At 53.2% G+C, this 13,941-nt stretch carries 9 protein-coding genes and 2 pseudogenes; 3 read left to right on the top strand and 8 right to left on the bottom strand.

All coding sequences use genetic code 11. The features are described from left to right. Positions 1 to 9: 9 nt before the first annotated feature. From accB to L4D79_RS25220, 5 genes are all read right to left on the bottom strand, one after another. Positions 10 to 465 carry an acetyl-CoA carboxylase biotin carboxyl carrier protein gene (gene accB / locus L4D79_RS25240; protein WP_428655641.1) on the bottom strand — a complete coding sequence of 152 codons (456 nt, stop codon included), beginning with the start codon at positions 463 to 465 and terminating at the stop codon, positions 10 to 12. A 19-nt stretch (positions 466 to 484) separates the two neighbouring features. After that, complete coding sequence (gene aroQ / locus L4D79_RS25235; protein ID WP_428655639.1) at positions 485 to 940, bottom strand: type II 3-dehydroquinate dehydratase; 456 nt, start codon at positions 938 to 940, stop codon at positions 485 to 487. 349 nt (positions 941 to 1,289) lie between these two features. Beyond that, positions 1,290 to 3,239, bottom strand: a complete 1,950-nt coding sequence (gene acs, locus L4D79_RS25230) for an acetate--CoA ligase (RefSeq protein ID WP_428655637.1) — start codon at positions 3,237 to 3,239, stop codon at positions 1,290 to 1,292. 264 nt (positions 3,240 to 3,503) lie between these two features. Continuing rightward, positions 3,504 to 4,127: a 3'-5' exonuclease gene (locus tag L4D79_RS25225; RefSeq protein ID WP_428655700.1), complete on the bottom strand. Its 624-nt coding sequence runs from the start codon at positions 4,125 to 4,127 to the stop codon at positions 3,504 to 3,506. Positions 4,128 to 4,151: 24 nt separating this feature from the next. Beyond that, positions 4,152 to 5,954 carry a DUF294 nucleotidyltransferase-like domain-containing protein gene (locus tag L4D79_RS25220; RefSeq protein WP_428655635.1) on the bottom strand — a complete coding sequence of 601 codons (1,803 nt, stop codon included), beginning with the start codon at positions 5,952 to 5,954 and terminating at the stop codon, positions 4,152 to 4,154. Between the two features lie 229 nt (positions 5,955 to 6,183). Between L4D79_RS25220 and L4D79_RS25215 the strand changes: the two genes are divergently transcribed. The 3 genes and pseudogenes from L4D79_RS25215 to L4D79_RS25205 form a co-directional block, all read left to right on the top strand. Next, on the top strand, positions 6,184 to 7,368 hold the full coding sequence (locus L4D79_RS25215) for a 3-phenylpropionate MFS transporter (RefSeq protein WP_428655633.1): 1,185 nt from the start codon (positions 6,184 to 6,186) through the stop codon (positions 7,366 to 7,368). Between the two features lie 140 nt (positions 7,369 to 7,508). Continuing rightward, positions 7,509 to 8,154, top strand: a pseudogene (locus L4D79_RS25210) (SLC5/6 family protein); the annotation flags it as partial. Between the two features lie 68 nt (positions 8,155 to 8,222). Next, positions 8,223 to 10,976 (top strand): annotated as a pseudogene (locus L4D79_RS25205) (hybrid sensor histidine kinase/response regulator); the annotation flags it as partial. Positions 10,977 to 11,066: 90 nt separating this feature from the next. Here the strand turns inward: L4D79_RS25205 and L4D79_RS25200 are convergent. The 3 genes from L4D79_RS25200 to L4D79_RS25190 form a co-directional block, all read right to left on the bottom strand. After that, on the bottom strand, positions 11,067 to 12,770 hold the full coding sequence (locus tag L4D79_RS25200; RefSeq protein ID WP_428655631.1) for a sodium:solute symporter family protein: 1,704 nt from the start codon (positions 12,768 to 12,770) through the stop codon (positions 11,067 to 11,069). An 11-nt stretch (positions 12,771 to 12,781) separates the two neighbouring features. Continuing rightward, positions 12,782 to 13,048, bottom strand: a complete 267-nt coding sequence (locus L4D79_RS25195) for a DUF4212 domain-containing protein (protein WP_428655628.1) — start codon at positions 13,046 to 13,048, stop codon at positions 12,782 to 12,784. A gap of 209 nt (positions 13,049 to 13,257) precedes the next feature. Beyond that, positions 13,258 to 13,893 (bottom strand): response regulator, encoded by a 636-nt coding sequence (locus tag L4D79_RS25190; RefSeq protein WP_428655625.1) that lies wholly within the window; start codon positions 13,891 to 13,893, stop codon positions 13,258 to 13,260. Between the last annotated feature and the right edge of the window lie 48 nt (positions 13,894 to 13,941).

Below are 13,941 nucleotides of genomic sequence, written 5' to 3'. Positions count from 1 at the left end.
AGGCCCCGGTTACTCGATGATAACTAGCGGCTGGTCAAATTCAACGGCGTCGCCGTCTTCTGCCAGGATAGCGACGACAGTACCGGCTTTATCAGATTCGATCTGGTTCATCATCTTCATCGCTTCGACGATACACAGGGTATCACCGGCATTGACAGTCTGGCCGATTTCAACAAATGGTTTCGCATCAGGACTCGGCGCACGGTAGAAGCTACCTACCATTGGCGACAGAACCTGATGGCCAGCAGGAGCTGCTGGGGCTTCGGCGACTGGTGCTGCAGCCGGAGCAGCGGCTGGTGCAGCGGCCGGAGCGGCGACTGGTGCAGCTACAATTTGTGCTGGTGCTGCGATAGGTGCAACGGCACGACTGATGCGTACTGACTCTTCACCTTCAGAAATTTCCAGCTCAGCAATACCTGACTCTTCAACTAGCTCAATCAGTTTCTTGATTTTACGAATATCCATTTATCTTTCTCTTATTTGTTCAGTTGGCGTCTGCTTGCAGACGGCGTACCGCAGCTTGCAGGGCGAATTCATAACCATCTGGGCCCAAGCCGCAGATCACCCCGACAGCTTTGTCTGACAGGTAGGAGTGATGGCGGAATGGTTCCCGGGCATGAACATTAGACAGATGTATTTCAATGAACGGGATGCTGACCCCCAAGAGTGCGTCACGGATAGCGACACTGGTGTGGGTATAAGCTGCAGGATTGATCAGGATGAAATCAACTTTGCCATGGGCTTGGTGGATCGCATCGATAATCTCGTATTCCGCGTTCGATTGGATATGGTCTAGCGTCACGCCTAACTCGGTCGCTTTGGCAGTTAAGTGCGTCACTATCTGGGCCAGTGACTGCTGGCCGTAATGTCCCGGCTCGCGTAAACCTAATAGGTTCAGGTTCGGGCCATTGATCAGTAAAATTCGTTGAACGGTCGACATCTTGACGTTATATCACTTGTATTTGAGGTTTTACTCTAGCAACGTGAAAAAAGCTAAAAAGTTGCTTCCCTGTGTTACGTTGTTGTCTGCCAAAACATGCTTGATGTGCAATTATAGAGAATTCGCAGCAAATCGCAGCAAAATACTGGTCTAATCACCACAGTTTCTTGGTACACATGTACGCTGTTTGGCGATCGGGAGTTGAGAATGGAAAATTTAGTAGCTAGCACTATGCGCGACCTGCAAGCCAGAGACAATAGCTTGTGGCGGAGGAATTGTAACTTTTAGCACTGGATCAAAAAAGCCGCCGCAAGCAGGGCTTGGGCGGCTTTTATCGGCCCGTGAGGGCTTATAGCACTTTTTGTTTTTCTGCGATCAGCTTCTCAACCACACTTGGGTCGGCCAGGGTTGAGGTATCACCCAGTGTCGCGGTATCACCGGTGGCAATCTTACGCAGGATACGGCGCATGATTTTGCCAGAGCGAGTCTTCGGCAAGGCATCGGTCCAGTGCAAGAAGTCTGGTGTGGCAATTGGGCCAATTTCCTTGCGGACCCAGTCTTTGACTTCTTTGTGCAGTTCGGCCGATGGGATCTCACCATCGTTGAGGGTGATATAGGCGTAGATTGCCTGTCCTTTGATGTCATGCGGGACACCGACAATGGCGGCCTCGGCAATCTTATCGAAAGCGACTAGCGCTGATTCAATTTCGGCTGTCCCCATACGGTGACCCGAGATATTCAGTACGTCATCGACACGGCCAGTGATCCAATAGTAGCCGTCTTCATCACGGCGAGCACCGTCACCGGTGAAATACATGCCCTGGAATGTTGAGAAGTAGGTTTGCTCAAAGCGCTCATGATCGCCCCAGAGTGTACGCATCTGACCCGGCCAGGAATCGATCATCACCAAGTTGCCTTCGGTGGCACCATCAAGGATGTTACCCATGTTATCGACCAATGCTGGCTGGACTCCGAAGAACGGACGGGTTGCTGAACCCGGCTTAAGGGCCGTCGCGCCCGGTAGTGGGGTGATCAAAATGCCGCCTGTCTCTGTTTGCCACCAGGTATCAACGATAGGACAGCGGCTGTCGCCAATGGTGCGGTGATACCATTCCCATGCTTCTGGGTTAATGGGCTCACCGACTGACCCCATAACGCGCAATGAGGAGCGGTTTGTACCAGCAATCGCTTCATCACCTTTCGCCATTAAAGCGCGGATGGCGGTTGGAGCGGTATAAAGGATATTAACTTGGTGCTTATCAACCACTTCGCTCATGCGACTGGTTGATGGGTAGTTTGGTACACCTTCAAACAGTAGGGTAGTGGCGCCGTTTGCTAGTGGTCCATAAACCAAGTAGCTGTGGCCAGTGATCCAACCCACATCGGCGGTACACCAGTACACCTCTCCTTCTTGGTAATCAAAAACATGCTTGAATGTCATGGTCGCGTAGACCAAATACCCCCCCGTGGTATGCAGCACACCTTTAGGTTTACCTGTTGACCCCGAGGTATAAAGAATGAACAGAGGATCTTCTGCATTCATGGCCTCTGGTTCACAACGGCTTGAAGCAACAGAGGTCGCATCGTGCCACCAGACGTCACGCTCGCTGTCCCATTCAACATTGCCACCAGTACGTTTAAGTACTAGCACTTTTTCAACGCAGGTGACGCCAGGGTTTGCAAGGGCATCATCCACGTTCTTTTTCAAAGGAACCGCGCGACCAGCACGTACACCTTCGTCAGCAGTTACAACCACTTTGGCGTTAGAATCAATAATACGGCCCGCCAGTGCTTCAGGTGAGAAGCCACCAAAGACGATGGTGTGAACGGCACCGATACGGGTGCAAGCCAGCATGGCGACGGCAGCTTCAGCAACCATTGGCATGTAGAGGCAAACAACATCGCCTTTACGTACCCCTTGGCTCTTTAGTGCATTAGCAAATTTACAGACTTCTTCATGAAGCTCGCTATAGGTCAGTGTGGCATCATCAGCTGGGTCGTCACCTTCCCAAATAATCGCAGGTTGATCGCCTCGTGTGGCAAGATGACGATCAAGGCAGTTTGCTGAGACATTAAGTTCACCGTCTTCAAACCAGTTAATGTTGACATGCCCAGTATCGAAAGACGTGCTTTTTACTTTGGAAAATGGGGTGATCCAGTCGACAATCTGGCCATGTTCACGCCAGAAACCCTCTGGGTTAATTACTGATTGCTGATACATCTCGCGGTATTGTTCATCAGTAATATGGGCGTTAGCGGCAATGTCTTGATTTACTGGATACACGTGAACTTCACTCATCCTATTCTCCTTGATGTTCCGTTTTTGTCCTTACTGGACCGGACTATTCTGTATGCAGGTTTGTTTTGCTTGCGTAGTACTAACTTCCAATAGATCGATGTCGGTCTCAATTAGACTTTAGGATGAGAGCAGGGAGAATGTGGGAAAATAGCTGGTTTTGCAGTGCTGTTACAGTCAAAAACTTGCGCTTTATCGTTAATAAAACGCAATAGCAAAAGGTTGTAAGGCGTTGAATAGTCTGTTTTCTTCTCGTCACCTTGAAGCCTAGCGAGCGACTGGGTGAGGCAGATCACCGTGCTTTAGCCGAACGTAGATCATTGCTGCGGCAATGGCATCTTGCAAGGCATCGTGGCGTGGCGGCACAGGCAAGTCGAGGTGGCGGCTGATCGCCTCGAGACTGAGATCGAAGTAGGCATTGGGCAGCTGGCGTTCAAGCTGCTCGTGATAGAGGTGGCTCACTTCGACGGTTTGGTTTGGCAGCGGAAAGCCGAAGTGGCGGAGGAAATAGCGGTCGAGGATCGTTTTATCATAGCGAATATGGTAGCCGACCAATGGCCGGTTGCCGATGAAAGCCAGTAACTTTTCCAGCGCCTGCACTTCTTCCAACCCTTGGTTGAGATCTTGGTGGCGGATACGGTGGATAGCTACCGAGCCGGCATCGAGACTGGCTGGTGCGCGTAATGTCAGGTGGATCGACTGGCTGGTCAGGATGCGGTTATCTTGGATACGGGTAGCGGCAATGGTGACCAGCTCGGCACTGTGCGGATCCAGACTGGTGGTCTCGCAGTCGAGCGAGACCAGCTCCGTGCCTCGGTAGCGGGAGAATAAGTCGTGAAACTCGCTGTCCTTAAATTTGTGGCGATACCACCAGCGTTTTAGGGTATTGATCATCGGGTTGCTCCTTGGCGGCGTTTAATCGCGGATCTGGTAGTGATACCCGAGCCATTCCTTGAATTTTTTCACCACGTGCAAGCTGTGGCGGAGCAGATCGCGGTCGGTGCGGCTGAGCCGTTCGACATTGAGGTGCTGCTGCAAACCACCGGCCGGGAGATCCAGCTGCTGGCGCAGTCGCAGCTTAATGAACAGCTTCAGCGCTTCGCTGAGGTTGGACGCGGTGTCATTTTCCAGCACTTGGCGTTGGGCCAATTGTTCCAAGCGGGTAAAGGTGTTGTTGTCCTCGATCCCGTGCTCCAATGCCAGTGCCCGTACACCATGGACGATGGGAAATACCCCGCCGCGCTTGATATCGAGCCCGTCTTTGCCGGCTTTCAATTTGCCGAACAATGACAGGGGGACGCTAAAGCGCAGGGCTGGCCGGGTAAAGGTGGTCAATAATAATTCCTGCTCGGCCATTTGCTGGTGGAGCTGCTGCTTGATAGGGGCCAGCAGTTCGGGGTTTCCTGCTACCGCATGACTGTCTGCGAGGATCGCCAGATCCATCATTTCATTTTCTGTCCCCTTGCGGGCGAACTCTTTCAGGGTGTGTAACCACTCACTTTGGTGTTTGACCCATTTGGGATTGTTAACCATGACTTTACCCGGGCACAGTGGATAGCCCAGCTGGTGCAGGGTGTGGGTCAGGGCTTCCATGGTATCGCTGAGTCCCGGCCAGTCGACACCGTCTTCAATGATCAGGGCGTTGTCCTGATCGGTCTTGAGAATTTGTTCGCCGCGCCCCTCCGATCCCATCACCACGAAGCAGCAGTGGTTTTGCATCGCTTGAGGGACAATCAGCCGGAAGGCTTTCTCGATAATTTGCTCATTGACCGCTGCGATCAACTCCATCACGAAGCGGGTGTGGATACCGTTGTTGAACAGCGTTGCCACTAGCCGGGATTGGCTACTGGCGGCCAGCGAGAGTTCCTCGACCGTGGTGGCACGGGCGATACGCAGGGTCAGTACATGGGAATGGGTAGAGAACAGGCTGAGTACCTGAGTGAGATCCAGCATCCCAACCAGCTGCGTACCGTCGGTAACTGATACCCGTTTGACCTTGTGGCGGGTCATCGACAGCATGGCATTGAATAGGTAGTCACCCTTGCTGACACTGATCACTGGGCTGGTGGCGACCTCGCCGACTGACGTTGACGGGGGCAGGTTATCGAGCATCACTGCATGGAGCAGGTTGGTACGGGTAATAATGCCATACGGCTGGTTGTCACCGGCCTCGACCAAGGCGGCGTCCATGCCTTGCTGCTGTAATTTCGTGGTGGCAGCGTGCAAATCACAGCTGCGCGGCAGGATCAGGCAGGGTTGGATATTGCTGCTGTCGACCCGGGTGAGGATGAATTCAGCGAGGTTCTGCTGTCGCTGGGCCTCTTCCAGCAATTGTTGGCGGCGGGCCAGGCTGGAGTCAAAGTAGGCAGCAAACTGGCTATTGCCATGGTAGAGGTCAAGAAACAGCGGCTTGGGAACCAGGTAGCACAGGGTGTCCTCCAGTGCAGTGTAGTGGTGGCGACAGGTGGATTCGAGTTGCGATCTGACATCGAACAGATCGTCGCTGGTGTAATGGGCGTAGATTTCACTGCCATCGGCGGCACTTTCTTCGACGCTCCCTTTGATAATGATGTGCAATTGCTCGCAGGGCTTTCCGGCTTCGATCAGGGTATCCCCGTGGCGGTAATAGGCGACATCCAGCGAGTCGACCAAACGCCGCTGTTGCTCACCACTGAGGCGGTCAAAGGGGGGAAGGGAGGTATCAAAGTTATCGGACATACTGGCTCTCCGGATCTATTCGCACTGTATGCAGTGTCTGCCTGATGACGCAAAAGCTCCAGACGACTTTAGTCTACTATGCCAATTCGAGGCTCTGCTTCTGGGCGATACATTACCGGGTGGACGCGAGGTGAAATGGGGAAGGAAAAAGGACCGATAATTTCATTGGGGCTATGTTCTATTAGGGGCATAATAGCGCCTAGTTTTTTTCAGTACGATAGGACAAGGCATGTTTCGTAGTAGCCCTTACGGTTGGACCTCGCAGTACCTGCTGGGTTTTTTCTTCAATTATGGTGTTTATCTTCCGTTCTGGGCGTTGTGGTTAGCGCATTTGGGGGTCAGTGCTTCCAATATCGGTTTGTTGCTGGGGTTGGGCTTTGGTGTCCGTTGCCTGGCCAATTTGTTTATCACCCCCCGTATCCACAAAGTCGAGCATCTTATTCCTGCCCTGCGAGGCTTTGCTCTGGCGGCGTTGATCAGTTGTATTGCCTATATCTATTGTGGTGGAAGTTTGTGGGCACTAACTATCATGACAGTGATATATAACATGATGGTTGGCCCGATAGTACCGCTATCCGATGCGGTGGCGAACTACTATGCCAAAGAAGGGCATCTCGACTATGGTCGAACCCGCCTGTGGGGCTCGATTGCTTTTATTGCTGGTTCGACGGTAGTGGGTTTGCTGGCTGCTAAATATAGTCCTGATGTGATCCCCTGGGTGGCAGCTGCTGGCTTGGTCGGTGCACTGCTACTGGCAATGCGCCAGCCAACGATATTGCCGGTTTCTGAGCCGGGCAGTCATGATCAGCCGCGTCCGGCTTTGCTGCAGTTATTACGTGATCCGGAAGTGGTCCGCTTTTTGACCATTATCGCCCTATTGCAAGGGAGCCATGCGGCTTACTATAGCTTCAGTGCGATTTACTGGAAGGAAGTTGGCTACAGCGAAGATGTGATTGGTTACCTGTGGAGCTTCTCGGTGGTGGCGGAAGTGGCGGTGTTTGCCCTGAGCAAGCGCCTGTTTGCTGGCTGGTCGGTCATGGGGATGTTCCGCTTGGCTGCGGTTGGTGTACTGATCCGCTGGGGGATCACGGCCAGCATGACCGAGCTGCCTTTGCTGGTTGCTTCCCAAGCCTTGCATGGTGTGACTTTTGCCGCGGCTCACTTGGCGACTATCCGTTATATCCAAAAAGCGCAGAGTAACCAGATGGTGGCACTGCAAGCACTGTACAACGCGTTGCCGATGGGCGCCTTCATGGCGCTGATGACGGCCTTGAGCGGTTGGCTATATGGTCTGTGGGGCGCTAACATTTTCTGGTTGATGGCAGCGATGGGGATCCCGGCGCTGCTGATGAAGGTTGAGCCGAAGGCCCGTCGCCAGTTTGCTCAACAGGACGAGGCTGCCGCTAACAAATAACATGACCACGGTCTTGGTTGTAGCACGCTGCAGCGAAGAACTGTGATCCTACTGATTGGTGAGCGCCAGTGGTTTGGTTACACTGGTGCTCACAATATATTCAAATCATTTGGGTATAATCAATCAGTTGGAGATAACACATGGCACAGGGATGGATTGTCGTGCCGGTCACATTGGCCTACCTGGGGCTGTTGTTCTGGATAGCCTGGTACGGAGACCGAAAAAAACAGTGGATGGCACGCTGGCGGCCATGGATATATTGCCTGTCGATTGCCGTGTACTGTACCTCTTGGACCTTCTACGGCACAGTGGGTCAAGCCAGCCAGAATATCTGGTCCTTTCTTCCTATCTATATTGCCCCGATCTTGGTGTTCACGTTTTGCTGGCGGGTGCTGGCCAGGCTGATTTTGATCGCCAAGCGCGAACATATTACTTCCATTGCTGACTTTATTGCTGCCCGCTATGGCAAATCACAAGGGCTGGCGGTACTGGTCACCCTGATTGCCGTGGTGGGCATATTGCCGTATATCGCCCTTCAACTACGCGGGATCACCATGGGGCTGGAGCTGGTTGCGCCGGGATTGGGCCAAGATATGGCGGGGATCGGTGGAGAGAGTCGCGCTGATACCGCTTGGGTGGTGACGTTGGCGTTGGCGATCTTTACCGTGTTGTTCGGTACCCGTCATATCGACAGTACCGAGCATCATCGCGGTATGATGATGGCGGTGGCATTCGAGTCGATCATCAAATTGGTGGCGTTTTTGGTGGTTGGTGTGTTTGCTGTGGTCATGCTGTTCGATGTTCCTGACTTACAGGCGGCCAGTCGCGAATTGCTCCAGCCTGCCACCCCGCATATCGGTAGCCTGTTGATCCATACCCTGTTTACCATGGCGGCGATCATCTGCCTGCCGCGCCAATTCCATACTACGGTGGTTGAAAATGAACGGGCGCAAGATCTGCACCGGGCCCGCTGGGTGTTCCCTGGCTACCTGCTGCTAATGGGGATATTTGTTATCCCGCTGGCGCTGGCCGGTCAGGTGTGGCTTCCCCATATCACCGCCGATACCTACGTGATTAACTTGCCGCTTTTGCATGGCGCGGAAGGTATTGCCCTGTTGGCTTTTCTTGGCGGTACCTCGGCTGCAAGCGGGATGGTGATTGTGTCGACCATTGCGCTGGCCATCATGGTCTCCAATGATTTGGTGTTACCGATGCTGCTGCGGCGTTGGCGCATTTCTGGTCGTAACTACCATGCTTTTTCGGGGATGTTGCTTAATATACGCCGCGGTTTGATTTTACTTCTGTTGCTGGCGTCGTGGGGTTTCTACCAAGCACTTGGTGAGATCCCGTCGCTGTCGGCGATCGGTTTGCTGTCCTTTGCCGCTATTGCCCAGTTTTCTCCAGCCTTGCTGGGTGGGATCTACTGGCGGGAAGGCAACCGCAATGGTGTCTATGCCGGTTTGCTGGGCGGGATCGCGGTGTGGGGCGTCACCATGATGGGCCAGACCAATATGCTGGCAGGTACGGCGCAGACCAACATACTGCTGTGGCTGCTCACCCCGCCCGATTGGCCGTTACTTGGCAAGCTAACCAGTGTCGACTGGGGGATGTTACTGAGCTTATTGGTCAATATTGGCCTTTATGTCAGTGTGTCCTTACTGACGCGATCGACCCTGACAGAGCGCCTTCAGGCGGCGTCATTTGTTGGCGCTCCGCTACCGGAAAGTGGTGATAGCAGCTTGTACCAGACCCGGGTGACAGTGGCCGAGCTGGAAATGCTGGCGGCGCGGTTTGTTGGCCGCAAGCGGATCCGCCATGCCTTCCGTCAGTTTGGCGAGCAGCGGCATGAATCCCTGCTACCCCAGCAACAGGCTCCCTCAACGCTGATCCGTCATACCGAGCGGGTGCTGGCCGGGGTATTCGGGGCGTCTTCTGCCCGGCTGGTGCTGACTTCGGCTTTGCAGGGGCGAAAGATGCAGCTGGAAGAAGTGGCCACGATTGTCGATGAGGCTTCGGAGCTGTTTGATTTCAGTCGCGGCCTGTTGCAGGGGGCGATTGAACATATCAGCCAAGGGATTGCGGTGGTCGATAAACAACTGCGGCTGGTGGCGTGGAACCAGCGCTACACCGAAATGTTTACCTTTCCGCCCGGCCTGATCCAGGTCGGTAGGCCGATTGCCGATGTGATCCGCCATAACGCCGAGCTGGGGTTATGTGGCCCGGGCGATCCTGAGTGTCATGTCGCTAAACGGGTTGAGCACCTACAGCGGGGGACGGCACATACCTCTTCGCGGATCCGCCCTGACGGCCAGGTGATAGAAGTACAGGGTAATCCGATGCCTGGCGGCGGGTTTGTGATGAGTTTTACCGATATCACCGAATTCCGTAATGCCGAACAGGCACTGAAAGAAGCGAATGAAACATTGGAAGAGCGGGTCCGGCAACGGACCAGCGAACTGGAGCGCCTCAACCGCCAGTTGGTCACGGCTACCCAGCAAGCCGAATTACAGGCCCATTCAAAGGGGCGTTTCTTGGCGGCGGTCAGTCATGACTTGATGCAGCCGCTCAATGCTGCGCGGTTGTTTTCGTCATCGCTGGCGGAAGTGGCCAAAGAGGCCGAAGCTGCCAAGTTGGCCCGTCATATAGAAAGTGCGTTGGGGGCAGCGGAAGATTTGATCGGCGATTTACTGGATGTATCACGGCTTGAATCTGGCAAGCTGCAAATCAATGTCCATGCGTTCCGGATCAGCGAGGTACTCGATACCTTGGGTGCCGAATTCGGTGCCTTGGCCCGACAGCAGGGAATTACCTTTGAAGTGGTACCTTGCCATGCGGTGATAAAATCCGATCCTAAATTGTTGCGCCGGGCATTACAAAATTTCCTGACCAATGCCTTTCGCTACAACCCGCAGGGCAAGGTGGTGCTGGGTGTGCGTCGTCGTGGCAGCCAGCTACAGATTGAGGTGTGGGATAACGGCCCCGGGATCCCCGAGGAGAAGCAGGCCCATATTTTCGACGAGTTCACCCGGATTGAACGCAGCGGTGTCGATCATGGTCTCGGTTTGGGATTGGCTATTGCCCGCGGGATCAGCCGGGTACTGGGTCACTCCCTGTCATTGCGATCCTGGCCGGGCAAAGGCACGGTCTTTTCCTTTGGGGTGCAGCGGGGCATTTTGGTGGAGTCTGTTGAAAAATCGGAGTCTGCTGACAAGCCGCCAGCCCCACTGGCGGATCTGAGAGTGCTGTGTGTCGATAATGAGCCCGACATCTTGTTGGGCATGGAAACCTTACTGACCCGCTGGGGGTGTGACATTCGGTTAGCGGAAACGGTCACCGCAGCGATGAAGCAGCTCGACGATGGCTGGCAGCCTGATTTTATCTTGAGTGATTATCACCTGACTAATGGCGAGACAGGGCTGCAGGTCTTGCAACAATGTACCCTGAAACTCGGCAAATGCTTTCGTGGTGCGGTGATCAGTGCCGACAGAACTGAACAAACCAAAGCGATGATCGAAGGGCATGGCTTCAGCTTTATCAGCAAGCCGGTCAAGCCACTTAAGCTGAGGGCATTGCTCAACCAGCATCAGAAGGCGGGGGTTGGTAGCTAAGGGGAAGGGGCATTGAGAAAACAGACCGTTAGCTCAAAAAGAAACGGAGCCTGATAGGCTCCGTTTTTTTAGTTTAGTGATGAGGCTATGTTAGTGGTCGTGGGCTTCACCCGCACCTTTCGGATAACGGATGGATTCAACCATGTCTTGCACATCTTTTGGTACTTCAGCCGTGAACTTGTTCACTACAATCGATACCACGAAGTTTAGACACATACCTAGCGTACCGATGCCTTCAGGGCTGATCCCGAACCACCAGTTTTCAGGTGTGCTTGCTGCCGGGTTGATGAACTTGAAGTAGATGATGTAGCTTGCGGTGAAGGCAATACCCGTCAACATACCGGCAATCGCGCCTTCCTTGTTCATCTTCTTGTAGAAGATCCCCAAGATGATAGCAGGGAAGAAGGACGCTGCGGCTAAGCCAAAGGCAAATGCGACGACCTGTGCCACAAACCCCGGAGGGTTAATACCCAAGTAACCGGCACCGACAATCGCGACCATGGCTGCCAGGCGAGCGGCCAATAGCTCCTGCTTGTCGGTCATGTTTGGTCTGAATCCTTTCTTCAGAAGGTCATGTGAGATGGATGTAGAGATAACCAATAGTAGGCCTGCGGCTGTTGATAGTGCTGCTGCTAAGCCACCAGCTGCCAGTAGCGCGACCACCCAGTTTGGTAGTTTTGCAAGCTCAGGAGACGCCAGTACGATGATGTCACGGTTAATCGTCATCTCGTTGCGCTCATCGCCCGAGTAGAACATTTTGCCGTCGCCGTTCTTATCTTCCCAGCCGACTAGGCCGGTGCTTTCCCAGTTTTTGTACCAGCTTGGCGCATCCGCTGCTGCCACACCTTGCATGTCCGGGCCATTAATCGTCTCAATCATATTGACGCGAGCAAACGCTGCAACACCGGGTGCTGTTGTGTAAAGCAATGAGATGAACAGTAGTGCCCAGCCTGCTGAGATACGCGCATCACGGACTTTGGGTACTGTGAAGAAGCGAATGATGACATGTGGCAGACCGGCAGTACCGACCATTAGAGCTGCACAGATGAAGAAGACATCGACCATGCTCTTGTTACCTTCGGTATAGGCGGTAAACCCGAGTTCTTCGGTTAGACCGTCCAACTTATCCAAGAGGTAAACATCAGTGCCTGTGATCGTTGATCCCATGCCAATTTGTGGCAGCGGGTTACCGGTCATCATGATAGAAGTGAAGATGGCGGGTACAAGGAAGGCGAAGATGAGAACACAGAATTGAGCAACCTGCGTATAAGTGATGCCTTTCATACCACCCAGTACGGCGTAGAAGAACACAATACCCATCCCAATGATGATACCGAGATTAATATCGACCTCTAGGAAACGAGAGAATACGACGCCGACCCCACGCATCTGACCGGCAACATAGGTAAACGATACGAAGATGGCACAGAATACCGCGACCATACGTGCGGTTTTGGAGTAGTAACGCTCACCGATAAAATCAGGTACGGTAAACTGACCGAACTTACGCAGGTAAGGTGCTAAACACAGCGCAAGTAATACATAGCCCCCGGTCCAACCCATCAGGTAAACCGCACCGTCATAACCCACGAATGAGATAATACCCGCCATAGAGATAAATGATGCTGCTGACATCCAGTCCGCGGCGGTCGCCATACCATTGGCGACTGGGTGAACACCACCACCGGCGACGTAGAATTCACTGGTTGATCCAGCACGAGCCCAGATCGCGATACCGATATACAGTGCGAATGTGATACCGACGAGAATAAACGTCCACGTTTGAATTTCCATGCTCTAAACCTCTAGTCTTCCTGTACGTTATATTTTTTGTCGAGCGCATTCATGCGCGCAACGTAAACAAAGATTAAGGCGACAAAGGTGTATATCGACCCTTGTTGAGCGAACCAAAACCCGAGCTTAAAGCCACCTAACTGAAACGTATTAAGTGCTTCGACAAATAGGATGCCTGCGCCATAAGACACCGCAAACCAGATGGCCAATAAGGAGCCCATCGTTGCGAGGTTCTCTTTCCAGTAGGCTTGCGCCATTTCCTTGGATTCAAACGCCATTGTTATCTCCTTTCACGTCGTCATAAATCGCGTTAATGAAATGTTACGTAATGACAATAGCAATGAATGGTTAAGGAAACAGTGCAACTTTAGTCGAGGGGAAAACGGCAAAATCGCTGGCTTAGCAGCGATTTTGTGAAGTTGGACGGAAATTGAGGATGTTGTAAAATTGTTGCGTTAGCCGAAAGTCTAACGGGGGAAATAAAAAATTACGGGCTGATATCCATCTGCTGGAGCAGGATGACCGCCTGGGTACGGTTCTTGACCCCCAGCTTGCGGAAAATAGCCGTCATATGCGCCTTGATTGTCGCCTCTGAGACATTGAGTTCGTAGGCAATCTGCTTGTTGAGCAGGCCGTCTGACAGCATACCCAAGACCTTGTATTGCTGGGGGGTAAGGGCGGCAATCTTATCGGTCAGCTCTGTGATTTCATCATTGCCTTCTCCCAGTCCTTCTGGGTACACCGGCTCACCGTCAAGCACCTGGTTGAGCGAGCTGATCAGCGCCCGCATATCGCTGGACTTGGGAATAAAACCAAACGCCCCGTGGCTGCGTACCTGGCGGATCACGTTGTCCTCTTCGCTGGCGGAAATGACAACGATAGGCAGGTCGGGGTATTGCCTGCGGAGCTGGATCAATCCGGACATTCCGTTGGCTCCGGGCATTTTGAGATCGAGCAGGAGTAGGTCGACATCGTCCTCTTTGTCGAGCAGGGTGAGCAAGCTATCTAGCGAATCGGCTTCAAGCAGATTCGCTCCGCTGATCGCCATATGCACGGATTGAAACAGTGCATTACGGAACAGCGGGTGGTCATCGGCAATCACTATTGTGTACTGGGCGTCCATGGCAATCACATATTGTTGTTTTTAATAACGCTATCACTGCCTTAAGAC

The organism is Photobacterium satsumensis (assembly GCF_050336935.1).
Classification (GTDB): Bacteria; Pseudomonadota; Gammaproteobacteria; order Enterobacterales; family Vibrionaceae; genus Photobacterium; species Photobacterium satsumensis.
The sequence above is the reverse complement of the archived record's forward strand: the minus strand, read 5'-3'. Positions and strand labels throughout refer to the sequence as shown.

Bases quoted from the DNA above. Each gene is read 5' to 3' on its own strand.
- accB (WP_428655641.1), bottom strand. From the start codon at position 465: ATGGATATTCGTAAAATCAAGAAACTGATTGAGCTAGTTGAAGAGTCA.
- aroQ (WP_428655639.1), bottom strand. From the start codon at position 940: ATGTCGACCGTTCAACGAATTTTACTGATCAATGGCCCGAACCTGAAC.
- acs (WP_428655637.1), bottom strand. From the start codon at position 3,239: ATGAGTGAAGTTCACGTGTATCCAGTAAATCAAGACATTGCCGCTAAC.
- L4D79_RS25220 (WP_428655635.1), bottom strand. From the start codon at position 5,954: ATGTCCGATAACTTTGATACCTCCCTTCCCCCCTTTGACCGCCTCAGT.
- L4D79_RS25215 (WP_428655633.1), top strand. From the start codon at position 6,184: ATGTTTCGTAGTAGCCCTTACGGTTGGACCTCGCAGTACCTGCTGGGT.
- L4D79_RS25200 (WP_428655631.1), bottom strand. From the start codon at position 12,770: ATGGAAATTCAAACGTGGACGTTTATTCTCGTCGGTATCACATTCGCA.
- L4D79_RS25195 (WP_428655628.1), bottom strand. From the start codon at position 13,048: ATGGCGTTTGAATCCAAGGAAATGGCGCAAGCCTACTGGAAAGAGAAC.
- L4D79_RS25190 (WP_428655625.1), bottom strand. From the start codon at position 13,893: ATGGACGCCCAGTACACAATAGTGATTGCCGATGACCACCCGCTGTTC.